The sequence below is a fragment of the Massilia terrae genome (assembly GCF_024753145.1).
In the GTDB taxonomy this organism is placed as follows: Bacteria; Pseudomonadota; Gammaproteobacteria; order Burkholderiales; family Burkholderiaceae_D; genus Telluria; species Telluria terrae.
This window is the reverse complement of sequence record NZ_JANUGU010000004.1, coordinates 45,472-70,297: the sequence shown is the minus strand read 5'-3', so window position 1 is coordinate 70,297 and position 24,826 is coordinate 45,472. Positions and strand designations below refer to the sequence as shown.

19 protein-coding genes are annotated in these 24,826 nt (G+C 68.4%); all 19 read left to right on the top strand.

Translation table 11 applies throughout. The features are described 5' to 3' along the window. Positions 1-4 precede the first annotated feature (4 nt). The 19 genes from fcl (at position 5) to NX778_RS13235 (ending at position 24,797) form a co-directional block, all read left to right on the top strand. On the top strand, positions 5-985 hold the full coding sequence (fcl, locus tag NX778_RS13325) for a GDP-L-fucose synthase (protein ID WP_258812238.1): 981 nt from the start codon (positions 5-7) through the stop codon (positions 983-985). Between the two features lie 76 nt (positions 986-1,061). After that, on the top strand, positions 1,062-2,072 hold the full coding sequence (locus NX778_RS13320) for an EpsD family peptidyl-prolyl cis-trans isomerase (RefSeq protein WP_258812237.1): 1,011 nt from the start codon (positions 1,062-1,064) through the stop codon (positions 2,070-2,072). A gap of 30 nt (positions 2,073-2,102) precedes the next feature. Beyond that, positions 2,103-2,891, top strand: a complete 789-nt coding sequence (gene epsE, locus NX778_RS13315; protein WP_258812236.1) for a polysaccharide export protein EpsE — start codon at positions 2,103-2,105, stop codon at positions 2,889-2,891. 38 nt (positions 2,892-2,929) lie between these two features. After that, on the top strand, positions 2,930-4,336 hold the full coding sequence (gene epsF, locus NX778_RS13310; protein WP_258812235.1) for a chain length determinant protein EpsF: 1,407 nt from the start codon (positions 2,930-2,932) through the stop codon (positions 4,334-4,336). Positions 4,337-4,350: 14 nt separating this feature from the next. Beyond that, the gene (gene epsG / locus NX778_RS13305; RefSeq protein ID WP_258812234.1) at positions 4,351-5,223 is read left to right on the top strand and encodes a chain length determinant protein tyrosine kinase EpsG; all 873 of its coding nucleotides are present in this window, start codon (positions 4,351-4,353) and stop codon (positions 5,221-5,223) included. 1 nt (position 5,224) lies between these two features. Next, positions 5,225-6,121, top strand: coding sequence for an exosortase B (xrtB, locus tag NX778_RS13300; RefSeq protein WP_258812233.1), 897 nt, complete (start codon positions 5,225-5,227; stop codon positions 6,119-6,121). Then, positions 6,118-6,804, top strand: a complete 687-nt coding sequence (gene epsI / locus NX778_RS13295) for an exosortase-associated protein EpsI, B-type (RefSeq protein ID WP_258812232.1) — start codon at positions 6,118-6,120, stop codon at positions 6,802-6,804. The genes xrtB and epsI overlap by 4 nt, the downstream gene beginning before the upstream one ends. A 19-nt stretch (positions 6,805-6,823) precedes the next feature. After that, positions 6,824-8,281 (top strand): O-antigen ligase family protein, encoded by a 1,458-nt coding sequence (locus NX778_RS13290; RefSeq protein WP_258812231.1) that lies wholly within the window; start codon positions 6,824-6,826, stop codon positions 8,279-8,281. Continuing rightward, complete coding sequence (locus NX778_RS13285) at positions 8,278-9,786, top strand: oligosaccharide flippase family protein (protein ID WP_258812230.1); 1,509 nt, start codon at positions 8,278-8,280, stop codon at positions 9,784-9,786. Before NX778_RS13290 ends, NX778_RS13285 begins: the two co-directional genes overlap by 4 nt. Before the next feature lie 12 nt (positions 9,787-9,798). Then, positions 9,799-11,010 carry a glycosyltransferase family 4 protein gene (locus NX778_RS13280; protein WP_258812229.1) on the top strand — a complete coding sequence of 404 codons (1,212 nt, stop codon included), beginning with the start codon at positions 9,799-9,801 and terminating at the stop codon, positions 11,008-11,010. Then, a complete protein-coding gene (locus NX778_RS13275; RefSeq protein WP_258812228.1) occupies positions 11,000-11,761 on the top strand; it encodes a glycosyltransferase family 2 protein in 762 nt (253 codons plus the stop codon). The genes NX778_RS13280 and NX778_RS13275 overlap by 11 nt, the downstream gene beginning before the upstream one ends. A 276-nt stretch (positions 11,762-12,037) precedes the next feature. Continuing rightward, a complete protein-coding gene (locus NX778_RS13270) occupies positions 12,038-14,272 on the top strand; it encodes a heparinase II/III domain-containing protein (RefSeq protein WP_258812227.1) in 2,235 nt (744 codons plus the stop codon). A 247-nt stretch (positions 14,273-14,519) separates the two neighbouring features. Further along, positions 14,520-16,070: a glycosyltransferase gene (locus NX778_RS13265; RefSeq protein WP_258812226.1), complete on the top strand. Its 1,551-nt coding sequence runs from the start codon at positions 14,520-14,522 to the stop codon at positions 16,068-16,070. 107 nt (positions 16,071-16,177) lie between these two features. After that, positions 16,178-19,201, top strand: a complete 3,024-nt coding sequence (locus NX778_RS13260) for a heparinase II/III domain-containing protein (protein WP_258812225.1) — start codon at positions 16,178-16,180, stop codon at positions 19,199-19,201. Positions 19,202-19,204: 3 nt separating this feature from the next. Then, a complete protein-coding gene (gene wecB / locus NX778_RS13255; RefSeq protein WP_258812224.1) occupies positions 19,205-20,329 on the top strand; it encodes a non-hydrolyzing UDP-N-acetylglucosamine 2-epimerase in 1,125 nt (374 codons plus the stop codon). After that, the gene (locus NX778_RS13250; protein ID WP_258812223.1) at positions 20,326-21,069 is read left to right on the top strand and encodes a WecB/TagA/CpsF family glycosyltransferase; all 744 of its coding nucleotides are present in this window, start codon (positions 20,326-20,328) and stop codon (positions 21,067-21,069) included. Before wecB ends, NX778_RS13250 begins: the two co-directional genes overlap by 4 nt. Before the next feature lie 131 nt (positions 21,070-21,200). Then, a complete protein-coding gene (gene galE / locus NX778_RS13245) occupies positions 21,201-22,199 on the top strand; it encodes a UDP-glucose 4-epimerase GalE (protein WP_258812222.1) in 999 nt (332 codons plus the stop codon). 19 nt (positions 22,200-22,218) lie between these two features. Next, positions 22,219-23,382: a nucleotidyltransferase family protein gene (locus NX778_RS13240; protein ID WP_258812221.1), complete on the top strand. Its 1,164-nt coding sequence runs from the start codon at positions 22,219-22,221 to the stop codon at positions 23,380-23,382. Next, positions 23,379-24,797, top strand: a complete 1,419-nt coding sequence (locus NX778_RS13235; RefSeq protein ID WP_258812220.1) for a mannose-1-phosphate guanylyltransferase/mannose-6-phosphate isomerase — start codon at positions 23,379-23,381, stop codon at positions 24,795-24,797. Before NX778_RS13240 ends, NX778_RS13235 begins: the two co-directional genes overlap by 4 nt. The last annotated feature ends 29 nt before the right edge of the window (positions 24,798-24,826 follow it).

The following is a 24,826-nucleotide window of genomic DNA, read 5'->3' as shown; positions in this document are numbered from 1 at the left end:
AGGCTTGAACACGCAACCCCGCATCTACGTCGCCGGCCACCAGGGCCTGGTCGGCGCCGCCATCGTCCGCGCGCTGGCCGCGCGCGGCCTCACCAAGCTCGTGACCCGCAGCCATGCCGAGCTCGAGCTGACCAACCAGGCCCAGGTCCACGACTTTTTCAGAAACGAAAAGATCGACCAGGTCTACCTGGCCGCAGCCCGGGTCGGCGGCATCCATGCCAACAATACCTACCCGGCCGAATTCATCTACGACAACATGATGGTGCAGGCCAATGTGGTCCACGAAGCCTGGGGCGCGGGCGTGCAGAAGCTGCTGTTCCTCGGTTCGTCCTGCATCTACCCGCGCCTGGCGCCGCAGCCGATCCGCGAGGAATACCTGATGAGCGGCATGTTGGAGCCCACCAACGAGCCGTATGCGATGGCCAAGATCGCCGGCATCAAGTTGTGCGAGAGCTACAACCGCCAGTACGGCACCGACTTTCGCAGCGTGATGCCGACCAATCTGTACGGTCCCGGCGACAACTACCACCCGGAAAACAGCCACGTGATCCCGGCCCTGATGCGCCGCTTCCACGAAGCCAAGGAAACCGACGCCCCGGAAGTGGTGATCTGGGGCAGCGGCAAGCCGATGCGCGAATTTCTCTACGTCGACGACATGGCGGCCGCCTGCGTCCACGTGATGAACCTGGACCGTGCCACCTATGCGGCCCACACCGACCCGATGCATTCGCACCTGAACGTCGGCACCGGCGAGGACGTCACCATCGCCGAGCTGGCGCGGCTGGTGGGCGCGACCGTCGGCTACCGCGGCCGCATCGTGTTCGATACCAGCAAGCCGGACGGCACGCCGCGCAAGCTGCTCGACGTGTCCAAGCTCAAGGGGCTGGGCTGGCAGGCCAGCACGCCCTTGCCGGAGGGCTTGCGCCGCGCCTATGCGGCCTACCGCGGGCTGCAGCCGGCGCAGCTGGCGGGCTCGTCAGCGTGAAGTGACGTACAGAGCCGCTGCGCGGCGGCTCCCACAATGGATGTGCCTGACCAATCAACAAGCCGAGGAAACGATCTTGAAAACCTACCTGTCCACGATGCACCCGATGACCCTGTCGAAGCACAAGCGCGCCCTGGGTGCGGGCCTGGTGTTGCTGGCGGCGCTGCTGGCCGGCTGTTCCGAAAAGGCCAAGGAGACCCGCCCCGGGCAGGCGCTGGCGCGGGTGGACGGCAGCGAGATCACGGTGCTGCAGCTGAACGAGGAGCTGCAGCGCTCCGGTATTCCCGCCTCCCAGCAGCAGGCCGCCAGCAAGCAGCTGCTGCAGGCCCTGATCGACCGCCAGTTGCTCGACAACGCGGCGGAAAAGGACAAGCTCGACCGCGATCCGCGGGTGATGCAGGCGATCGACCGCGCGCGCGCGCTGATCCTGGCCCAGGCCTATATCCAGAAGCGCCTCGGCAATCCGGCGCCGCCCGCCCCGGCCGAGGTGGCGGACTATTTCGACAAGCATCCCGAGTTCTTCAGCAACCGCAAGGCGCTGGTGATGAACCAGCTGGTGGTGCAGTCGAGCGACCTGACGCCGCCGCTGCGGGCCGCCGCCGACGGCTCCAGATCGCTGGAAGAGGTCGCCGTCTGGCTGGACACCCACAAAGTCAAGTACGGGCGCAGCCAGGTGACCCGCACCACCTCCGACATGCCGGCGGAGATTTCGCGGAAGCTGCTGTCGATGCCCAAGGGCCAGATCTTCATCGTCAATGAGGGCGGCCGCGCCCTGATGATGTCGGTGGCCGAGGTGCGCAACGCGCCGGTGACGCTGGAGGTGGCCGGGCCGCAGATCGCCGAGGCCCTCGCGGCCGAACGCAACAAGGATGCCGCTTCGGCCGAGATCAAGCGCCTGCGCAGCGGCGCCAAGGTCGAGTACCTGAGCAAGGAACTGGCGCTGGAATCGAATGCGCCTGCCGCCAGTCCGGCGGCGGCGGTGCAAGGCGCGGCGGCTCCGGCCGCGGCGCCGGCGGTAGCGGCCGGCGCCACGGCGCCGGCTTCCGACAAGGCTGCGCTCGAGCGCGGTGTGGCCGGCCTGAAGTAAATCTCAACTGTAAGCAACCGGGAGGACAACATGAAGCGACTGATGCAATGGATGATGGCGGCCTGGCTGGCCGTGGCGGCCTGCGGCGCGAGCGCGGCCGATGTGCTGCTGGGACCGGGCGACGTGGTCAAGATGACTGTCTATGGCAGTCCCGACCTGGCGGTGGAGGCCCGCGTCTCCGAGAGCGGCAAGATGACCGTGCCGCTGCTCGGCCCGGTGCAGGTGGGCGGCCTGTCGACCTCCCAGGCCGAGAAGAAGATCGGCGACGCGCTGGAGAAGGGCGGCTACCTGAAGAAAGCCCAGGTCAACCTGCTGGTGACCACCATGGCCAGTGCCCAGGTGTCGGTGCTGGGCCAGGTCAACCGGCCCGGCCGCTACCCGGTGGACGGCCCGCGCAAGGTGCTTGACCTGCTGGCGCTGGCCGGCGGCATCGCGCCCGAGGGCGGCGACACCATCGACCTGGTGCGCACCCGCGACGGCAAGACCAGCCGCGAAACCATCGACGTGGTCGAGATGGTGCGCAAGGGCGAGCTGAACCGTGACTTCGAGGTCAACGGCGGCGACGTCATCTTCGTCGAGCGCGCCCCGCGCGCCTATGTGATGGGCGAAGTGCAGCGGCCCGGCGCCTTCCGCATCGAGCGCGGCATGACGGTCCAGCAGGCGGTGTCGGCCGGCGGCGGCCTGACCCAGCGCGGCAGCAACAGCGGCTGGCGCGTGACCCGCCGCGACGGCAATGGCGGCACCCGCACCATCGACGTCAAGGGCAGCGACCTGGTCCAGACCGATGACGTGATCACGGTCCGCGAAAGCTGGTTCTGAGCCGTTCTCATTTGCCCCCCGTCAAACGAGAACGCGCGATGAACATCCATCAATTCCTGCTGATCCTGAACGCCAGGAAGAAGACCATCCTGGCGACCCTGCTGGTCACGGTCGCCCTGGCGCTGGGCTGGAGCCTGGTGCAGCCCAAGACCTACAAGGCCACGGCCTCGGTCCTGCTCAACTACAAGGGCGTGGACCCGCTGACCGGCCTGGCGGTCCCGAGCCAGCTGATGCCGGGCTATATGGCGACCCAGATCGACATCATCGGCAGCAAGAACGTGGCGCGTCGCGTGGTCGAGACGCTGCACCTGGCCCAGAGCCCGGGCGTGGCGCAGCAGTTCAACGCCGCCACCGAGGGCCGCGGCGACGTGCGCGACTGGCTGGCCGATCTCCTGCTCAAGAAGCTGGAGATCCAGCCGTCGCGCGAATCGTCGGTGGTCGAGATCAGCTTCAAGGGCGCCGATCCGCAATTCGCGGCGGCGGTCGCCAACGCCTTCGCCGACGAGTACCAGCGCATCACGGTCCAGCTCAAGACCGACCCGATGAAAAAGACCTCGTCCTACTTCAACGAGCAGACCCGGCAGCTGCGCGACAACCTGGAGGCGGCCCAGGCGCGCCTGTCCAAGTACCAGCAGGAAAAGGGGATCGTCTCGCTCGACAACAACCGCGCCGACGTCGAGTTGCAGCGCCTGAACGACCTGTCGGCCCAGCTGGTGGCGGCCCAGGCGGCGGCGATGGAAGGCAGCTCGCGGGCCCAGGTCGCCGGCGGCGGCCTCAATTCCCCGGACGTCGCCAACAACGGACTGATCCAGAGCCTGCGGGTGGGCCTGTCCAGCGCCGAGGGCAAGCTGGCCGACACCGCCTCGCGCTACGGCCGCAACCATCCGCAGTACCAGGCCGCCCAGGCCGAGGTCAACAAGCTGCGCGGCGAGCTCAACGCGGCGCTGGCGAACGTCTCCAGGAGCGTCGGCAACAACGCCGCCGTGCTGCGCGCCCGCGAAAGCGAGCTGCGCCAGGCCGTGGCCGAGCAGAAGGCCAGGGTGCTGGAGCTGAACCGCGCCCGCGACGAGCTGGGCGTGCTGCTGAAGGACCTCGACTCGGCCCAGCGCGCCTTCGACGCCGCCAGCCAGCGCTTCTCGCAGACCCGCATTGAAGCCCAGTCCGAGCAGTCCGAGGTGGCGATCCTGAACCCGGCGGTGGCGCCGATCGATCCATCCGCCCCGCGCATCCTGCTCAACACCCTGGTGTCGATCCTGATCGGCACCGTGCTGGGCGTGGGCCTGGCGATGCTGCTGGAACTGCTGAACCGCCCGATCCGCTCCAGTGCCGACCTCAAGGACATGCTGGGCATCCCGGTGCTCGGCACCATCGACTGGAAGGCGGCGCCGCGCCCGCGCGGCTTGCGCGCCCTGATGGCGCCACGCCGGCTGCTGCGCCTGAACTAAGGAAGGACCTGCTCATGAATTCACCCGTGCTGTCGGCCCTGCATGCCGACCATACCGCCGCCGCATCGCGCATGGGCGCGCTGCTGCTCGATGCCGGCAAGCTGACCCCGGAGAACGCCGAGCGCGTGCTGCGCAGCCAGACGGAAACCGGGCTGCGCTTCGGCGAGGCCGCCGTGCGCCTCGGGCTGGTGTCGGAAGACGACATCCAGCAGGCGCTGGCGCGCCAGTTCGCCTATCCCTACCTGCAGCAGGGGCAGGCCAACCTGTCGCCTCGGCTGGTGGCGGCCTACGATCCGTTCGCGCCACAGGTGGAGGCGCTGCGCGCGGTGCGCAGCCAGTTGATGCTGCGCTGGTTCGCGCGCGGCCGGCGCGCGCTGGCCGTGGTCGGGATCGATGCCAACGATGGCGCCGCCCTGTTCGCCGCCAACCTGGCGGTGGTGTTCTCCCAGCTCGGCGAACAGACCTTGCTGGTGGACGCCAACCTGCGCCGGCCGCAGCAGGCCGATGCCTTCGGCCTGAAGCCGCGCCAGGGCCTGTCCGACCTGCTGGCCGGGCGCGCCGACCTCGACGTCATCGCGCGCATCCCCGGCTTTGCCGACCTGTCGGTGATGCCGGCCGGAACCCTGCCGCCCAACCCCCAGGAGCTGCTGGCGCGCGAATCCTTCCGCAACCTCAACACCCAGCTGGAAAGCCGCTACGACGTGGTGCTGTACGACCTGCCGCCGTTTGCCAGCGGCGCCGACGCGCTGGCGGTGGCCGGCCGCGCCGGCGGCGTGCTGCTGGTGGCGCGCAAGAATTACACCCGGGTCGCCAACCTGGCCCGCATGGTCGAGCAGCTGGTGGACGCCGGCGGCGAAGTGCTCGGCTCGGTGGTGGTGGAGTCCTGACATGCAGACCGGCGTGCGCCGCGCAGTTCCGCCCCAGCTGGCCCAGGTCCGCGCCGTGCTGCCCGAGTGGTGGCCGGTGATCGCCGGGCTCGCGGTCCTGCTGCTGCCGACCTTCTACGACCTGTTCACCGGCGCCTGGATCAGCGAGGAGCAGGGCCACGGCCCGATCATCTACGGCCTGGCCCTGTGGCTGATCTGGCGCAAGTGGCCGGAAGTGCTGGCCGTCCCCGCGCGCCAGAGCTGGAGCGGCTGGCCGGTGCTGGCCCTCGGCCTGGCCCTGCACCTGCTGGGCCGCTCGCAGCACATCCTGATGCTGGAAGTCGGCGCAATCATCGTCGTGATGGCGGCCGTGCTGCTGGTCAAGCGCGGGGCACGCGCGCTGGCCATCCTGTGGTTCCCGTTTTTCTTCATGCTGTTCATGGTGCCGCTGCCGAGCGAGTTCGTGGCCGCCGTCACCCTGCCGATGAAGATGGCGGTGTCGTGGGCCACCGAGCACCTGCTGTTCGCGCTCGGCTACCCGATCAGCCGCACCGGCGTGATCCTGCAGATCGGCCAGTACCAGCTGCTGGTGGCCGACGCCTGCGCAGGCCTGCAGACCCTGCTCACGCTGGAGGCGCTCGGCCTGTTCTACCTGAACTTCATGCGCCATCCCTCGGCCTTCCGCAACATCGGCCTGGCGCTGTTCATCATCCCGATTTCCTTCTCGGCCAACGTGATCCGCGTGATCGCCCTGACCCTGATCACCTATTACTTCGGCGACGCCGCCGGCCAGGGCTTCCTGCACGGCTTCGCCGGCATGGTGCTGTTCGTGACGGCGCTGCTGCTGATCCTGTCGGTCGACTCGGCCCTGCAGTGGTACCTGCGGCGCCGCGCGGCGCGGCCGAAGGAGGGCGCATGAACCGCCGCTTCGCGGCCAGCCTGGTGCTGGGCCTGGCGATGGCGCTGACCTCGGCCCTGACCGGCGCGCTGACGCCCAAGACCCGGATCGCGGCCGGCGCGCGCTTCACGCTGGAGGCGATGATCCCGGCCAGCTTCGGCGGCTGGACCGTGGACCAGGACATCGTGCCGCTGAAACCCGACCCCGACCAGGAAGCCATGCTGGCCCGCCTGTACGACCAGACCCTGGCCCGCACCTACGTCGACCGCGCCGGCAACCGGGTGATGCTGTCGATCGCCTACGGCGGCGACCAGAGCAAGTCGCTGGAGCTGCACCTGCCCGAGGTGTGCTATGTGGCCCAGGGCTTCCAGATGCTCAATAGCCGGCCCGACACGCTCGCCACCGGCTTCGGCCGCTTGCCGGTCCGGCGCCTGGTGGCGCGCCAGGACCGCCGCAACGAGCCGATCACCTACTGGATCACGATCGGCGACAAGGCCGTCAACTCCGGCCTCGACCAGAAGCTGCGGCGGCTGGCCTACGGCCTGTCCGGCAAGATCCCGGACGGCATGCTGGTGCGGGTCTCGACCATCCAGGTCAACGAGGACGAGGCCTACCGGGTGCAGGACCGCTTCGTGGCCGCCATGCTGGGCGCGATGGCGCCGCCCGACCGCGCCCGCCTGCTCGGGGCCGGCAAGGCCGGCTGAGGAAAGGACAGGCCGCGCGATGATGGAAACCCTGCTGATCTGGATGTACCAGGCGCTGCCGTGGATGGTGGTGGCGCTGCTGTCGCTGATGGCCGTGGCCGGCATCGGCATCGGCGCCGTGTGGCCGCGCTTTCTGTTGTACGGCTACCTGGCGATCTTCTTCTGGATGAACTCGACCAGCTACGGCAGCCTGGCGGTGTGGGCCACCGGCGGCGTGTATACCCGCGGCTCGGGCGTGCTGTTGTTCCCGCTGGTGCAATGGGCGCTGCTCGCCTTCTGGCTGTGCGCGCGGCTGTCGGCCAGCTACCGCCACTGGCAGGCCCCGGCCTGCAACCTGCGGCCCTGGTTCTGGGGCTGGTTCCTGCTGCTGTGCGCGCACCTGGCCGCGGCCAGCTTCCTCAACGTGACCATGAAGGACGCGCTGGCGCCGTCCGGCTTTTCCAACCTGGTGTGGATGGGCATCCTGGTCAGCGTGATGCTGCTGTCCTTCCGCACCCGCGCGCACGCGGTCGAGCTGGGCCGCTTCATCATGCTGGCCGGCCTCGGGCGCGCCTGCTTCGGCCTGGCGCGCTGGGCCTTCCTCGGCGGCGATCCGAACAATATCTACGCCAATATGAACGACATCCACATCAAGCTGACCTTCTTCGACATCAACGACGGCATGGTGTGCACCGCCGCCTTCGCCGTCGCCGCGGTCAGCCTGTTCCAGGTGAACAAGCGCAAGCAGGGCGGTTTCTGGTGGCTGGCCGAATGGGCCACCCTGGGCGCGACCACCCTGTGCGTGGTGCTGTCCTACCGCCGCTCGGCCTGGATCGGCTTCGTGCTGGCCGGCCTGATTGTGATGATGCGCTTCCCGCTGAAGCGGCGCATCCAGCTGGCCGTGCTGGGCACGCCGGTGGTCGGCGCCGGCCTGCTGTACGCGGGCATGAGGCGGCTCGGCCAGACCAAGGGCGCCGGCCACGGCCTGTCCAGTCTGGTGTACGACATGGAATCGAAGCGCATCGGCCCGGAGAGCGACCGCGTGATCGAGCTGAAGCTGGCGCTGGCCGACTTCCTGTCCAAGCCCTTCACCGGCATCGGCAGCTGGGGCCGCTACACGGGTTACCAGATGATCTCCTGGCAGGAGGGACCGGACGGCGGCAAATTCCTGCACAGCGGCGTGCTGCACATCGCGCTCAAGACCGGGCTGCCCGGGCTGGCGCTGCTGGCCGGCACCATCGCCGCCTTCGTGCTGGGCGCGCGGCGCGCCTTCCGCACCCTGCCGCCGGAGCTGCTGCCGCTGGCCACTGCCGGCGCCTGCGGCCTGGTCTTCATGCTGCCGGACTTGCTGGTCGGCACCCCGATCCCGCAGGTGCGCACCACCCAGATGCTGGCCATCTGCATGGCGCTGCCCTACGTGGGGCTGGGCGTGGCCCACCTGCCGGCCACCGAAGCGGCGCCGTCCGCGCGCCGCCTGAACCTGGTGCCGGCGACATGAACCTGCGCCTGCTCCGCAACGCGCTGTCCAACCTGGCCGGCGCGGCCATTCCCGCGCTCGTCGCGCTGGCGACGGTGCCGCTGGTGGTCAAGGGCCTGGGCAACGCCGGCTACGGCGTGTATTCGCTGATCACGGCCATCGTCGGCTATTTCGCGGTACTGGATATCAACGTCACGGCCGGCTCGGTCAAGTTCATCGCCCAGTACAACGCCAGCGAGGACCGCGAGCGGATCAGCGAGACCGTGGTGTTCGGCCTGCTCGTGTACGGCGGCCTCGGCCTGGCCGGCGCGCTGGGCTTGTATGTCGGTGCGCACTGGTTCGTGCACAGCGTGTTCAGCGTGCCACCTGGCCTGGGCAACGAGGCGGTCGCCACGCTGAAACTGTCCGCGCTGGGTTTTTTGATCGGACAGCTGCAGGGCTACCTGCAAAGCGTGCCGCAGTCGCTGATGCGCTTCGACGTGTCCGGCCGCTACGAGGTCGTGTTCGGCATCGTGGTGCCGCTGCTGACGGTGCTGGTGCTGATGCTGGGCTATGGCCTGTTCGAAGTCATCCTGGTGCGCATCGTCGCCAGCGCGCTCAACTGCGTGGTGCTGTGGCTGGCGATCGGCAAGCTGCTGCCCGACCTGTCCTGGCGCACCCCGGGCGCCAGCATCCGCCGCGAGCTGCTGGGCTTTTCGGCCTATTCCTTCCTGTCGCGCTTTGCCAGCCTGTCGTATTCCTATGCCGACAAGCTGATCATCGGGGCCCTGGTCGGCGTCACCGGCCTGGCCTATTTCACGGTGGCCTCCAGCCTGGCCAACCGCGTGCTGAGCCTGACCTTCCGCCTGTCCGGCGTGCTGTTCCCGGCCGCCAGCAGCCTGGCCGCCACCGGCCAGCTCGAGCGCCTGGACCGGCTCTACCTCAAGGCCAGCCGCTACATCACCTTCGTCAACGCCGCCGCGCTGGTGCTGATCTCGGTGTTCGCCTACCCGATCCTGTACTTCTGGATGGACGCCCGGTTCGCCGCCAACGGCGCCGTGGTGCTGGCCGTGATGGCGCTGTCGCAGTTCGTCGATTCGCTGACCAACCTGCCGTCGCTGGTCAACGACGGCATGGGCCACCCGCACGTGTCCGGCATGTTCGCGCTGGCCAGGGCCCTGCTCGGCTTGCTCGCGGTCTGGCTCGGCGTGCTGTGGGCCGGCATCATTGGTGCCGCCTGGGGCCACCTGGCCGCCTCCAGCGTGCTGAGCGCCGCCTTCCTGCTGTGGGTGCACGGGCGCACGGTGCCGACCCGGCTGGGCCGCCTCGCCACCCACGCCTTCGGCCCCGGCCTGCTGCCGGTCGCCGCGGTCGCGCTGGCCGCCGCGCTGGCCCGCCCGCTGGCCGGTCCCGGCTTCCTCGACCAGCTGCTGCTGGTGCTGCTCACGGCCGCCGTGCTGGCCGTGTGCGGCCTGCTGTTCGTGGTCGAGAAGGACGACAAGACCCTGGCCTGGTCCAAGGTCAAATGCCTGCTGTCGGCGCGCTGAGGAGGGCAGGGCATGCGCATCCTGATGGTGTCCGAAGACCTGCCCGGCGAGCGCATCGGCGGCCTCGGCAAGCATGTGGTGACGCTCGCCAACGCCCTGGTCGAGTCCGGCCATTTCGTCGACATCCTGGGCCGCGCCGAGGACGTCAACCACGCCAGCGCGCGCCAGATCGGCTTTCGCGGCCGCGTGCTGCCGGGCTTCGGCTTCACCCACCTCGGCTGGAAGGAACTGCAGCTGGGCTTCTTCAATCCCTACAAGCGGCCCTTCTTCGCGCACCGCATCGCGCGCGCCATCGAGCGCCACGGCGGCGACTACGACGTGGTGCACTACCACGGCCACCTGCCGCTGGCCGGGCGCTACGTCGACCCGCAGCTGAACTTCGTGCAGACCCGCCACGACCAGGGCAGCGAATGCGTGATCCACCTGCGCATCAAGGATGGCCACCCCTGCGCCACGGTGCGCGCGGCTGACTGCGCCGGCTGCATCCACCGCGCGCCCGGCGCGCTGCGCAGCGCGCTGTCCGGCCACGCCGTCGAGCGCTACCGGCGCCTGACCGCCGACGCCTTCGCGCGCCACAAGACCATCTTCGTGTCCGACTTCCTGCGCCAGGCCTTCCTGCGTGCGGTGCCGGACGCCGACCTGCGGCGCAGCCGCGTGATCCACAATTTCATCAGCTACCCGAACCTGAAGGCGCAGGCCGAGTCCGCCGGCCCGGTGCGGCGCGGCGTGGCGCTGCTGGTCGGCCGCATCGACGCCGGCAAGGGCTTCGGCGAATTCCTGGCTGCCGCCGCGGGCCGCCTGCCGCCGGGTGCGCAAGTCACCATCATCGGCGACGGCCCCGAGCGCGCCGCGCTGGAGCAGCGCTACGGCAACGAACAGGTGCGCTTCCTCGGCTGGCGCCCGAATGACGAAGTGATCCGCCGCTCGGCCGAGGCCCACGTCTGCGTGGTGCCCTCGGTGTGCGAGGAACCCTGCGCCACCACCATCCTTGAAGCGCTGGCGCTGGGCAAGCCCTGCGTGGCGCTGGCCCACGGTGGCTCGGCCGAGCTGGCCGCCTACCAGTACTACGAGGGCCAGCTGCAGCTGGCGCAAGACATGCCGCGGCTGGTCGGCCTGCTGGCCGGCCTGCTGCAAACCGATCCGGTCGAGCCCAGCCTGCCGGACGCCTTCCCGATGGACGTCTACCACGCAATTCCCAAGATACTGGACTGTTATGCCGACTGAACCCACTTTCTCGATCGTCACCTGCACCTGGAACAGCGCCGCCACCCTGGCCGACACCCTGGCCTCGGTGCAACGCCAGACCTGCCGCGACGTCGAGCACATCTTCGTCGACGGCGGCTCGACCGACGGCACCCTCGACATGATCGCCGCCTATCCCGGCAATAAGCGCGTGCTGCACGACGTCGGCGGCGGCATCAGCCGCGCCATGAACCAGGGCATCGAGGCCGCCCGCGGCCGCTACATCGCCCACCTGCACTCGGACGACTACTACGCCAGCGACGACGTGCTGGCCACGGTCGCGGACCGTTTCGAGCAGGACCGGGTCGACTGGGTGTTCGGCAAGGTCCAGGTGCTCAAGGACGGCCGGCTGGTGCCGCCTTACCCGACGGTGCCTTACAGCTACCGTGCCTTCGCTTCCGGCCGCGCCTTCGTGGCCCACCCGGCCGTGTTCCTGCGCCGCGCGGTGTTCGAGCGGGTCGGCATGTTCGACGAGCAGCTCAAGTACGCGATGGACATCGACCTGTGGCTGCGCCTGGGCCGGGTGGCGCGCCCGGCCGCCATCGACCGTCCCCTGACCATCTTCCGCGACCACGCCGGCAGCGTGTCCTCGGCCAACAAGATCAAGGCCCGCATGGAGGAGTTCCAGGTGCGCCGCCGCTACCTGCGCCAGGCGCCGCTGGCCTTCGGCGTGTACTGCCTGCGCTACCTGAAACGGATGCGCGCGCTGCGGGCCGAGGCCGCAAATTGTTAAATTTCTAGTTTGGCATGCCTGACCGAAAACACGTATGGTCGAACTGAAAAGATTACCGTTATCAAGGAGGTTTCGGAACGTCGCTTTTGTGTGATATCTGTGAGAAATCTTTGATTTCTAAGGGTAAATTTCCCAAAGCCAAGAAGTTTCCGGTAGGATGCACTTCTGCGCGATCGGCATCGCCCGGCGTCCCCGGCGATTCGGGGAAATGCAAAATCGCCGCCCCGCGGTGCCGCCCTCGGTAGTCCAGTCAATCGATTCTCGGAGTATCCATACATGATGTTTCCTCGAAAAGGCCTCGCCCTTGCGCTTGCCGTGTCGTCGCTTCTGTTTGGCGCCAATGCGCGTGCCGATTGGGCCCAGTCGACCGATCCGCTGATCATCAAGGCCGCCCCCGCCAACGGCGATGTGCAGGTGCAAAACCCGCCCGGCCTGACCTGGGCCCGCTACCCGACCGGCCCGGCCTCCTATGAAGTCCAGATCACCCCGAACGGCGGCGTGCCGGTCAGCGCCACCGTGACCCGCAACTGGTACCTCCCGTCCAAGGCATTGCCGCCCGGCACCTACAGCTGGCGCGTGCGCCCGACCGGCAGCAGCGACTGGAGTGCCGCGCGTACCTTCCAGATCACCAGCCGTTCGACCACCTGGGCGGTGCCCGACAACGCCACCCTGCGCGCCACCATCGCGGCCAAGGCGCACCCGCGCGCGCTGCCGTCCTCGTTCACCAGCTATTCGACCTGGTCGAGCGCCAAGCTGGCCGACCTCGACGCCTACGCCAGCCGCATGGGGAACGAAGTCAAGTCGCAGATCGTCAACGAAATCAACCTGTCCGACGCGCTCTGGCCGCTGGCCATCAGCTCGCCCCTGACGGCCGCCATGAACTCCCAGCAGGCGGACATCCGCAACAAGATCGACGAAGCCAGCCGCCAGCTGGAGGCGGCCGCGCTGATGTGGCGCCTGAAAAAGGACCCGGTCTTCTTCAATGAAGCCATTCGCCGCGGCGACCAGCTGGCCGCGCTCAGCCCGACCGGCCCGACCAGTTACGTCAACCAGGACCAGGCCACCCGCCAGATCGCGCTCAGCCTGCTCAAGGCGATCGACTTCCTGGCCGCCGACCTCGACGCAAACCGCAAGGCCAACTGGCTGAACATCGTCAAGGTGCGCACCACCGAGATCTACAACGACCTGTCCGGCAGCAACGGCCGCCTCGACCAGTATCCGTTCGACTCGCACGGCAACACCGCGCTGTGCTACCTGACCCTGATCTCGACCCTGGCGCTGGGCGACATTCCCGACGCCCAGGCCTGGTTCGACTTCTCGTTCCGCGCCTATGCGCTGGCGCCGAACCCGTGGAGCGGCCCGGAAGGCGGCTACGCCAACGGCACCGCCTATGGTGAATACGCCGCCGCCATCCTGCTGTCGGTGTGGGATCCGCTGTCGGCCGCGTCCGGCATCAATTTCTATGCCAAGCCCTGGGCCAATGGCTTCATCGACTTCGCCACCGAGTTCGTGCCGGTCGGCGCCAAGCGCCACGCCTTCGGCGACGCCGAGGAAACCGGTCCCGACGCCCGCGTCTGGACCGCTTTCGCTTCGCGCATGAACTCGCCGCGCGCGGCCTGGTACATCACCAATATGAACAGCTTCGAGGACGCGCTGACCCGCCTGCAGGCGCCGTATCCGCTGCCGATCACCACGGTGCCGTACAAGATCGCGCCGTCCAACTCGGCCTACTTCCCCAGCATTGGCTGGGCCGCGATGCACAGCGACATGAGCAGCAGCAACCGGATTTCCATGTTCTTCAAGTCCAGCCCCTACGGCTCGTTCAACCACAGCCACGGCGACCAGAACGCGATCGAGCTGTCGATCGGCGGTACCCCGCTGCTGTCCAAGGCCGGCTGGTACGACTGGTACGGCTCGCCGATGTGGACCGACTGGTACCGCATCACCCGCTCGACCAACGGCATCACCTTTGACGGCGGTGTCGGCCAGAACGTGGCGGGCTATCGCGAGACCCTGCAGAACAACGGCCGCATCAGTGCCTTCTCGGCCACCTCGGCCTACGACTTCGTCGAAGGCGACGCCACCCCGGCCTATGCCGGCGCCCTGACCATGGCCAAGCGCCAGGTCTGGAACCTGCGTAACGCCGGCAATGCGATGCTGGTGCGCGACAAGCTGTCTGCTACCGTGGCCCACACCTACGAGTGGAACATGAACACCCCGGTGATCATGACCGTGGAAAGCCCGACCAGCGTCAAGGTCGTGAACGGCACCCAGTCGGTGTGCGTGCGCTCGCTGAACACCAACGTGAACTTCGCCAAGTGGACCGGCCCGGCCGCCAAGAGCGGCACCGTCGAAGACCACGGCGCCTTCTACCTGAAGGGCAGCGCCAACACGGTCAACGAGTTCCTGGTCCTGGTCGATCCGGGCTGCCTGCGCCCGGCCGTGAGCATCAGCACCAGCAACGGCGTCAGGACCGTGACCGTCGGCGGCCAGTCGCTTACCCTGAACTAAGCGCCCCCGCGCCGTGCGGACCGGCAAGACCGGCCCGCGCCACGATCCTCCCGCGGCCGCGCGCCCGGGAGGATTTTTTTTACGGCGATTTCCGGGGTGAACCTTTTTTTACGCTGTCGGCCCAGCCGCGGCAAGGCCTGTATCGGCTTGCGTTAAGCACCGCACATGGCGTTGAATTTCATGAAACGTGCGCCTTGGCGCGTAAGATAAAATCGGACACGGTATTTCGCTTCCAGGACCGTGCTCCATGCGCCAGGCGCCGACCAACATTGCCTTCATTATCCGCGACCCGTTGCCGCCGGCCCGGGCCGATGTGCTGACCCTGTTCGGCGACGAACTTCCGCGCTACGGCATCACGTCCGAACTGATCGGGCAGGCCGGCGCTGCGCCGGCGCAGCCGTGGCGCGCCGGCGCCATGCACGCGGTGGGCCGGCTGTCCTCGCGCCGCGCCAGCCTGCTGTCGGCCTGGTGGGACCTGCGCGGCCTGTGGCGCGCCTGCCGCCGCGCGCGGCCCGACATCATCCAGGTGCGCGACAAGATCGCCAGCGGCCTGCTGGGCCGCCTCGCCGCCGCCGTGCTGCGCGTCCCCTTCGTGTACTGGATGTCGTTCCCGATCGTCGAAGGCTTCGAGGCGCGGCGCGACGACCTGCGCCGCGCCGGCCGCCGCAGCTGGCCGGCCCACGCGCTGCGCGCGGCGCTGTCGCGCTTCGTCCTCTACCGGCTGGTGCTGCCGGGCGCGCGCCACATCTTCGTGCAGAGCGAGGCCATGGCCGCCTGGCTGGCGGACCGGGGCTTCGCGCGCGCGCGCATGACGCCGGTGCCGATGGGCGTCGATGGCGCGCGCTTCGACCGCGCCCGCATCGCACCCGCCGCCGATCCACGCCTCGACGGGCGCCGCGTGGTGCTGTACCTGGGCCGCGTGGCGCGCGCCCGCCGGTCCGATTTCCTGTTCGACGTCGCCGAACGGCTGCGCGCCGCCATGCCCGACAGCCTGCTGGTCATCGCCGGCGCCGCGGCGTCCAGCGACGAGATGGACTGGATGCGATCCGAGCTCGACCGCCGCGACCTGGCCGGCCACGTCCTGCTGACCGGCTGGCTGCCGCAGGAAGCCGCGCTCGGCTACGCGGTGCGCGCCGAGGTCGGCCTGTCGCCGATTCCGCGCGGCGCCCTGTTCGACGTGTCCTCGCCCACCAAGCTGGTCGAATACCTGGCGCTCGGCATCCCCAGCGTTGCCAACGACATCCCCGACCAGCGGCTGGTCATCGAGCAGAGCGGGGCAGGGCTGTGCGTGCCGATGGCGGCCGACGCCTTCGCCGACGCCACCTTGCGCCTGCTGCGCGACCGCGAACTGGCCGCCAGCCTGGCCGCGGGCGGCCCCGGCTGGGTGCGCAGCCACCGTAGCTACGCCATCCTCGGCAAGCGCGTGGCGCGCGCCTACCAGCGCCTGCGCGCCGCCGCGCCGCGGCCGGCCACGCCCCTCGACCGCCGCTCGCCGGCGGCCGCGCCCGGCCGCGAGGAATGCACCCTGACCCTGCCCGATGGCCGCCGCCTGGCGCGCCTGGACCGCGTCTTCCAGGGCCATGACCACGTCCTGGTCGCAGGCCAGGTGCGCTACCGCGGCGCCGCCCGCTTCGTGCTGCGCGTGGTCCCGACCGCGTGTTTTGCCGCCGCCGACGAGGCGGCCCTGATCGGCAGCTTCCTGCGGCGCGTGCCGGGCGCCGACGTCACGGTGGAGCGGGTGGACGCCATTCCCCGCGGCCCCAACGGCAAATTCGAGTTCATCGCCCCGGATATGTGAAGCGTGCGCCCTATCGGCGTAACAATAATGTACTATCAAAAATATTGTTTATTTTATAAGACCATGCGCATACAGAGACGGCAGCAAGCGGTAACGGGGGCGGACGCGTGAGCGGCAAGGCGCGCGTCCTGATGCTCGGCACCGCGCTCGACGGGCGCGGCGGTGTCGCCACCGTGGTATCGATGTTGCGCGCGGGCGGCCTGTTCGAGCGCGAGCAGGTGCGCTACGTCGCCACCCACGCCGATGGCGGCCGCGGCGCCAAGGCACGCGCCGCGCTGTCCGGCCTGTTGCGCACGCTGGGCATTTGCCTGTTCCGGCGGCCCCAGGTCGTGCACGTGCATGCGGCCTCCAACGCCAGCTTCCTGCGCAAGTCGCTGCTGCTGGCGGTGGCACGCGGCGCCGGCTGCCGCACCGTGTTCCACCTGCACGGGGCCTGCTTCGACCGCTACGCCGAACAGCAGGCCAGCCCGCTGCTGCGGCGCTGGATCCGCCACACCCTGCAGGCGACCTCGGTCGTGATCGCGCTGTCGCCGCACTGGGCCGATTTCCTGCGCCGCCTGGCGCCGGGCGCGCGCGTGATCGTGATCCCGAATTCGGTGCCGCTGCCGCCCGCCTCCCGCACCGAGGCCGAGCCGGGCCGCATCGTGTTCCTGGGCCAGATCGAGCCACGCAAGGGCATCTATGAATTGCTGGAAGCGCTGGCGCTGCTGGCGCCGCGCCATCCGCAGGCGGTGCTGGCCATTGGCGGCCAGGGCGAAGTCGAGGCGGTGCGCCGCCGCGCCGAAGCGCTCGGCATCGCCGACCGCGTGCAGTTCCTGGGCTGGCTCAGCGGCGCCGACAAGCAGGCCGAGCTGGCGCGCGCGGCGATGTTCTGCCTGCCTTCCCATGCGGAAGGCCTGCCGATGGCCATGCTGGAAGCGATGGCGGCCGGCAAGGCCGTCGTCGCCACCAGCGTCGGCGGGATCCCCCATGCCGTGCGGGATGGCGACAACGGCCTGCTGGTGGCGCCGGGCGATGTGGCCGGCCTGGCCGCGGCGCTCGGCAGCCTGCTCGACGACGACCAGCGCCGCCGCGAACTGGGCGCGCGGGCGCGCGCCACGATCGCGCGCGACTTCGAAGCCGGCGCGGTGATCGACCGGATCGCCGACCTCTACCACGAGCTGGAGGGAAGAACGAGTGGCTTGGCACGCGTGACCTGGCTGGTCAATCGCTTGCGCTGCATGTCGGTGGCCGAGATCGGCTACCGGGTGCAACAAGTGGCCGTCACCAAGCTGGCGCGCCGGCTCGACGGCAACGCGGCGCCGGCACCGCTGCCGCGCGCGCTCGCGCTCGCGCCGCGCGGGGCCCCGCCGCTGGACGAGGGCGAGCGCGCGGCGCTGCTGCGGGACGCCGAATGTATCCTGGCCGGCCGCGTCCTGCTGTTCGCCGACCGCCGCTACGACGTCGGCGCGCCGCCGCTGTGGAACCGCGACCCGGAAACCGGCATCGTGGCACCGTCGGTGTTCTCGGGCGACATCCCGATCACCTACCGCGACCGGGTCGGCGACATCAAGCATATCTGGGAGCTGAACCGCCACTTGCACCTGGTGCGCCTGGCGCAGGCCTGGGCCATCAGCGGCGACGCGCGCTGGACCGCGGCACTGGCGGCGCAGCTACGCAGCTGGCTCGACCAGTGCCCGCCGTCCATCGGCCCCAACTGGGCCAGCTCGCTCGAACTGGGGATCCGCCTGATCAACTGGCGCCTGATCTGGCAGCTGTGCGGCGGCGAGGCCGGGCCCTTGTTCGCGGGCGCGGACGGCGCGCGCCTCAAGGCCGACTGGCTGGCCAGCATCCACGCCCATTGCCGCAGCATCACGCGCCACCTGTCGCGCCATTCGTCGGCCAACAATCACCTGATCGGCGAACTGGCCGGCTTGTACGTGGCCGCCGTCACCTGGCCCTGCTGGCGCGCATCGCGCGGCTGGCAGGCGCTCGCCAAACGCGAGCTCGAAGCCGAGGCCCGGGCCCAGTTTTCGCGCGACGGCGTCAACCGCGAGCAGGCCCTTGCCTACCACGTGTTCGCCTGCGAATTCCTGTTCCTCGCCGGCCTGCTGGGGCAAGCCTGCGGCGATCCTTTCGCGCCCGGCTACTGGACGGTGCTGCAGCGCGCGCTGCGCTTCCTGCGCTCGGTGACGGACGCCGGCGGCCATGTGCCGCGCATCGGCGATGCCGACGACGGCGCCGTGTTTCGCCTCGACGCCGCCGGCAACGGCCGCGCGGCCCAGCTGCTGGCGCTGGGCGATGCGGTGTTTGGCGGCGGCACCGACGCCCCCGGCGTGCGCTGGCTGCTGCATACCTTGCCCGGCCCGCGCCCGGACACCGGCACCCGGGAAGCCGCGACCGGCTGGTGCTTCCCGGATGGCGGCTACCTGCTGTTCGGTTCCGGTTTCGGCACCCCGCGCGAGATCAAGGGCGTGCTCGACTGCGGCCCGCTGGGCTACCTCGGCATCGCCGCCCACGGCCATGCGGACGCGCTGGCGCTCACCTTGTCGGTGGCGGGGGAGGAATGCCTGATCGATCCCGGCACCTATTCCTATTGGCAGGCGAAGAAGTGGCGCGACTACTTCCGCGGCACCGCGGCCCACAACACGGTGCGCGTGGACCGGCTCGACCAGTCGGTGTCCGGCGGCCGCTTCATGTGGCTGCGCAAGGCGCTCGCCACGATCGAGCGCATGCCGCAATCGCCGCAGGATTTCGACTTTCGTGGCTCCCACGACGGCTACCGGCGCCTGGCCGACCCGGCGCGCCACGTGCGCAGCGTGCGCTTCGATGGCGCCGGCGGCACCCTCGTGGTGCGCGACGAGGTGACCGCGCGCCGTCCGCACCAGGTCGAGCTGTTCTGGCATTTTGCGCCCGCGCTGGACGTGCGCCTGGCCGGCAGCGAACTGGTGGCGCGCGGCAAGGCGTTCACCTTGCAACTGCAGGTCAGCGGCGCCGGCCTCCAGCTGGAACTGGTGCGCGGCGCCGAGCATCCGCCGCTCGGCTGGGCCTCGCGCAGCTACGAGTCGAAGGAACCGTGCGACGTACTTCGGATCACAGCGGTATCGTCGGCTGTGCCGGTCGAGTGCCGCTTCACCATCAACCTGTTGTGAAATATGAAAAACAATCGTCCGCTGCTCTACCTTATCGCCGGTGCCCGCCCGAATTTCATGAAGATCGCGCCCATCGTGCGCGCCCTGCAGGCGAGCGGCGCGCTGGCCTTCAAGATCATCCACACGGGACAGCACTACGACCGCGAAATGAACGACGTGTTCTTCGAGGAGCTGGGCATCCCGCAGCCGGATGTGTTCATGGCCGCCGGCGGCGGCAGCCATGCGGCCCAGACCGCCAAGATCATGCTCGGCTTCGAGGAACTGTGTACCACCGAGCGGCCCGATGCGGTACTGGTGGTGGGCGACGTCAATTCCACGCTGGCCTGCTCGATCGTCGCCAAGAAGCTCAACATCCGGGTGGCCCACGTCGAGGCCGGCCTGCGCAGCTTCGACATGGCCATGCCCGAGGAAATCAACCGGCTCGTTACCGACAGCATCTCGGACTGGTTCTTCGTCACCGAGCCATCCGCGGTGCAGCACCTGCGGCGCGAGGGCAAGTCGGACGACAAGATCCACTACGTCGGCCACGTGATGGTCGACAACGTGCTGTACCAGGCCGACAAGCTGTCGCGCACCGGCGCACCCGATGACGCCGAAGCCGCCGCGTTCAAGGCCGCGCAGAAGGAGAAGGGTGGCCGCTACGGCGTGGTCACCCTGCACCGCCCGAGCAATGTCGACGATCCCGCGACCTTCGCCCGCATCGCCGGCGCGCTCAAGGACATCGCGGTGGAACTGCCGCTGATCTTCCCGGTGCACCCGCGCACCCGCGCCAACATCGACAAGTTCGGCATCGACCTCGGCCCCAATGTCACGCTGGCCGGGCCGCAGGCCTACATGGCCTTCCTCAACCTGTGGAAGGACGCGGCCGTGGTGCTGACCGACAGCGGCGGCCTGCAGGAAGAAACCACCGCGCTCGGCGTGCCCTGCATCACGATCCGCGAAAACACGGAGCGGCCGGTGACGGTGGAAGAGGGCTCCAACGTCCTGGCCGGCACCGATCCGAAAAAAATCGTCGCGGAAGCGCACCGCGTGCTGCGCGGCCAGGGCAAGCAGGGCCGCCGCCCGCAGCTGTGGGACGGCAAGGCCGCCGAACGCATCGTCGCCATCCTCGCCGAGGAACTCCGGTGAGCGGGCGCATCACGCTGATGGGCTGCCAGGTCGACAATCTGTCGATGGAGGAAACGCTCGGCCGCATCGAGCAGTTCATCCAGTCGGGCCGGCCGCACCAGCACGTGGTGGTCAATGTCGACAAGCTCGTCAAGGCCAGCCGCGACGCGGAACTGCGGCAGATCATCAATGACTGCGCGCTGGTCAATGCCGACGGGATGCCGGTGGTGTGGGCCTCGCGCCTGCTCGGCAAGCCGCTCAAGGAGCGCGTGGCCGGTGTCGACCTGTTCGAGGCGCTGATGCAGCGCGCCGGCGAAAAGGGCTGGCGCGTGTTCCTGCTGGGCGCGCGCGAGGAAGTGGTGAGCAAGGTGGCCGAGACCTACCAGCGCAAGTATCCGCGCCTGGCGCTGGCCGGCTACCGCAACGGCTACTGGAAAGGCGAGGCGGAGGAAGCGGAGGTGGCGCGCCAGGTCCGCGACAGCCGCGCCGACCTCTTGTTCGTGGCGATCAGTTCGCCGAAGAAGGAACAGTTCCTTGGCAAATACCAGGCCGAGATGAAGATCCCGTTCGCGATGGGTGTGGGGGGCACCTTCGACGTCGCGATCGGCCGCGTGCGGCGCGCGCCGCTGTGGATGCAGAAGTCGGGGCTGGAGTGGTTCTACCGCTTCCTGCAAGAGCCGCGCCGCATGTTCCGGCGCTACTTCATCGACGACATGGCCTTCATCTGGCTGTTCATTAAGGAGGCGGCGCGGAGGTCTTAGCCGCAGGCTCCCATCCACCATCGTCGTTCCCGCGGAGGCGGGAACCCATAGACCGCGTGACGGGATGCTCAGCATGGGTTCCCGCCTGCGCGGGAACGACGAATCAAACTGTAGAGAAAAGAGAGCAACACATGAAAATCCTGGTCACCGGCGGCATGGGCTACATCGGCTCGCACACCGTCGTCGAACTCCTCAAGGTCGGCCACGAGGTGGTGGTGGTCGATAACCTTTGCAACGCGCAAGCTTCGGTCAAGCAGCGCATCGAACACATCGCCGGCAAGCCGATCGACTTCGAGCAGGTCGACATCCGCGACCGCGAAGGCATGGAAGGCGTCTTCGGCAAGCACCAGGTCGGCGCCGTGATCCACTTCGCCGGCCTGAAGGCGGTCGGCGAATCGGTCGCGCAGCCGCTGCGCTACTACGACAACAACGTCTCCGGCAGCGTAGTGCTGTTCGAGACCATGGCCAAGTTCCGCGTCCAGACCATCGTGTTCAGCTCGTCCGCCACGGTGTACGGCGACCCGGCCTCGGTGCCGATCCGCGAAGACTTCCCGCTGTCCGCCACCAACCCCTACGGCCGCAGCAAGCTGATGATCGAAGACATCCTGCGCGACCTCATCAAGGCGGAGCCGGACTGGCGCATCGCGCTGCTGCGCTACTTCAACCCGGTGGGCGCCCACGAGAGCGGCCTGATCGGCGAAGAGCCGAGCGGCATTCCCAACAACCTCGTGCCCTACATCGCCCAGGTGGCCACTGGCCAGCGCCAACAATTGTCGGTCTACGGCGGCGATTACCCGACCCCGGACGGCACCGGCATGCGCGACTATATCCACGTGGTCGACCTCGCGATCGGGCACGTCAAGACGCTCGACAAGCTGGCGACAGGCGCCGGCATAGTTACGTACAATTTGGGAACCGGGCGCGGCAACAGCGTGCTGGAAATGGTGCGCGCCTTCGAACAGGCGTCGGGGCGCAAGATTCCCTATCAAATCGTTGACCGCCGTCCGGGCGATATCGCGAAGTGCTATGCCGATCCCAGCAAGGCGCGCGACGAACTGGGCTGGACCGCCGAGCGCGATATCGCGCAAATGTGTGCCGACGTGTGGCACTACCAGACAACACCGAAGTAACGGTCATAAGGACGGTCTAATGAAAGCAATGATTCTTGCGGCAGGCAAGGGCACCCGTGTGCGCCCGCTTACGTACGACCTGCCGAAACCGATGATCCCCCTGCTGGGCAAGCCGGTGATGGCTTACCTCGTGGAGCATCTGCACAAATTCGGCATCACCGAGATCATGGTGAACGTCAGTCACCTGCATGAAAAGATCGAAGAGTATTTCGGCGAGGGGCACCAGTTCGGCGTACAGATCGGTTACTCCTTCGAAGGCTATACCACCGACGGCGGCGAAGTCGTGGCCCAGCCGATCGGCTCGGCCGGCGGCATGAAGAAAATCCAGGATTTCGGCGGCTTCTTCGACGACACCACCATCGTGCTGTGCGGCGACGCCCTGATCGACCTCGACCTCAAGGCCGCGCTGCTGGAACACCGGCGCAAGGGCGCGCTGGCCTCGGTCATCACGCGCGAAGTACCGTGGGACAAGGTGTCCTCCTACGGCGTGGTCGTCACTGATGACAACGGCCGCATCACCAAGTTCCAGGAAAAGCCCAGGCAGGAAGAAGCGCTGTCCAATTTCATCAGTACCGGCATCTATATTTTCGAACCCGAGGTGATCGACCTGATCCCGTCCGGGGTTCCCTTCGACATCGGCTCCGAGCTGTTCCCGCTGCTGGCCGAGAAGGGCATGCCCTTCTATGCGCAAAAGCGCCCGTTCAACTGGCTCGACATCGGCAGTGTCGGCGACTACTGGGAAGTGCTGCAGAACGTGCTGACCGGCGAAGTCAACAATATGGACGTGCCCGGCATCCAGATCGAGCCGGGGCTGTGGGTGGGCCTGAACACCAGCATCGAGTGGAACGGCACCAAGATCACCGGCCCGGTTTACATCGGCTCGGGCGTGCGCATCGAATCGGGCGTTTCCATCGTCGGCCCGACCTGGATCGGGCACGGCAGCCACATTTGTGAAGGCGCGGAAATCGTGCGGAGCGTATTGTTCGAATATACTCGCGTTCTAAATGATGTCTCATTGCACGAAATGATCGTGTTCAAGGACTACAGCGTCGACCGCGCAGGCCAGATGAAACATGCTTCGGAGTACAAGTCCGAGGAATGGCTCAATGCCCGCGACCGGCGCCACGCGAGCCGCAAGGAAGTCGCGAACGATTCCGCCAGTTTAGAGAAAGTAAGCGCATGAAAATCTATCCAGTCATCCTCTCCGGCGGTGCCGGAACCCGTTTGTGGCCGCTGTCGCGCGCCGCGCTGCCCAAGCAGCTGCTGCCGCTCGTGTCCGATCACACGATGCTGCAGGAAACCGCGTTGAGGGTGGCTGGCTGGCCCGGCCTGATGGCGCCGCTGGTGGTGTGCGGCAACGACCACCGCTTCATGGTGGCCGAGCAGATGCGCGAAGCCGGCATCACGCCGCTGGGCATCCTGCTCGAACCCGTCGGGCGCAATACCGCGCCGGCGGTGGCGGCCGCCGCCAACTACCTGCAGGCCATCGATCCGGATGCCGTGATGCTGGTGCTGCCGGCTGACCACGTCATCGAAGACCGCGACGCCTTCCAGGCCGCGGTCGGGCGCGCCTGGCCGCTGGTGCAGCGTGGCCAGCTCGCCACCTTCGGCATCGTGCCGAATGCGCCGGAAACCGGCTACGGCTACATCCGCCGCGGCGAACCGCTGCCGCTGGTGGACGACTGCTTCACCGTCGACCGCTTTGTCGAGAAGCCGGATGCGGCCACCGCCGAAGCCTTCCTCGCCGATGGCGGCTACTACTGGAACAGCGGCATGTTCATGTTCCAGGCATCCAAATACCTGACCGAGCTGGCGCACTTCAAGCCCGGGATCGCGGCCGCCGCCGAGGCCGCCGTGCGCACCGGCTACCGTGACCTCGACTTCTGCCGCCTGGACGAGGCCGCCTTCACCGGCAGCCCCTCGGATTCGATCGACTACGCCGTGATGGAGCGCACCCGCGACGCCGTGGTGGTGCCGGCCGACATCGGCTGGAACGACGTCGGCTCATGGTCGGCGCTGTGGGAAGTGCAGCAGCGCGACGCCAACGGCAATGCCAAGCGCGGCGACGTCTACCTGGACAATGTCTCCAACTCCCTGGTGCGCGCCGAGAGCCGCATCGTGGCCGTGGTCGGCGTCAAAGACCTGGTGGTGGTGGAAACCGGCGACGCGGTGCTGGTCGCGCACAAGGACCAGGTGCAGCGCGTCAAGCAGGTGGTCGACCACCTCAAGTCGCAAGCGCGCACCGAGCACCTGCACCACACCCGCGTCTATCGTCCGTGGGGCCACTACGAAGGCATCGATTCGGGCGAGCGCTTCCAGGTCAAGCGCATCACGGTCAAGCCGGGCGAGAAGCTGTCGCTGCAGATGCACCACCACCGTGCCGAGCACTGGGTGGTGGTGTCGGGCACCGCGCGCGTGACCTGCGGCGACAAGGTCAGCCTGCTGTCCGAAAACGAATCGACCTATATCCCGATCGGCATGAACCATCGCCTGGAAAACCCGGGCAAGCTGCCGCTGCATATCATCGAAGTGCAGTCGGGCAGCTACCTTGGCGAGGACGACATCGTCCGCTTCGAGGACATCTACCAGCGCGCCTGAGGCATCAGGCATGGCCCGCGCGCCGGCGC

Coding starts and splice junctions, on each gene's coding strand:
- NX778_RS13270 (WP_258812227.1), top strand. CDS start 12,038: ATGATGTTTCCTCGAAAAGGCCTCGCCCTTGCGCTTGCCGTGTCGTCG.
- NX778_RS13240 (WP_258812221.1), top strand. CDS start 22,219: ATGAAAGCAATGATTCTTGCGGCAGGCAAGGGCACCCGTGTGCGCCCG.
- wecB (WP_258812224.1), top strand. CDS start 19,205: ATGAAAAACAATCGTCCGCTGCTCTACCTTATCGCCGGTGCCCGCCCG.
- galE (WP_258812222.1), top strand. CDS start 21,201: ATGAAAATCCTGGTCACCGGCGGCATGGGCTACATCGGCTCGCACACC.
- NX778_RS13265 (WP_258812226.1), top strand. CDS start 14,520: ATGCGCCAGGCGCCGACCAACATTGCCTTCATTATCCGCGACCCGTTG.
- epsE (WP_258812236.1), top strand. CDS start 2,103: ATGAAGCGACTGATGCAATGGATGATGGCGGCCTGGCTGGCCGTGGCG.
- NX778_RS13285 (WP_258812230.1), top strand. CDS start 8,278: ATGAACCTGCGCCTGCTCCGCAACGCGCTGTCCAACCTGGCCGGCGCG.
- epsF (WP_258812235.1), top strand. CDS start 2,930: ATGAACATCCATCAATTCCTGCTGATCCTGAACGCCAGGAAGAAGACC.
- NX778_RS13290 (WP_258812231.1), top strand. CDS start 6,824: ATGATGGAAACCCTGCTGATCTGGATGTACCAGGCGCTGCCGTGGATG.
- NX778_RS13275 (WP_258812228.1), top strand. CDS start 11,000: ATGCCGACTGAACCCACTTTCTCGATCGTCACCTGCACCTGGAACAGC.
- xrtB (WP_258812233.1), top strand. CDS start 5,225: ATGCAGACCGGCGTGCGCCGCGCAGTTCCGCCCCAGCTGGCCCAGGTC.
- NX778_RS13280 (WP_258812229.1), top strand. CDS start 9,799: ATGCGCATCCTGATGGTGTCCGAAGACCTGCCCGGCGAGCGCATCGGC.
- NX778_RS13235 (WP_258812220.1), top strand. CDS start 23,379: ATGAAAATCTATCCAGTCATCCTCTCCGGCGGTGCCGGAACCCGTTTG.
- epsG (WP_258812234.1), top strand. CDS start 4,351: ATGAATTCACCCGTGCTGTCGGCCCTGCATGCCGACCATACCGCCGCC.
- epsI (WP_258812232.1), top strand. CDS start 6,118: ATGAACCGCCGCTTCGCGGCCAGCCTGGTGCTGGGCCTGGCGATGGCG.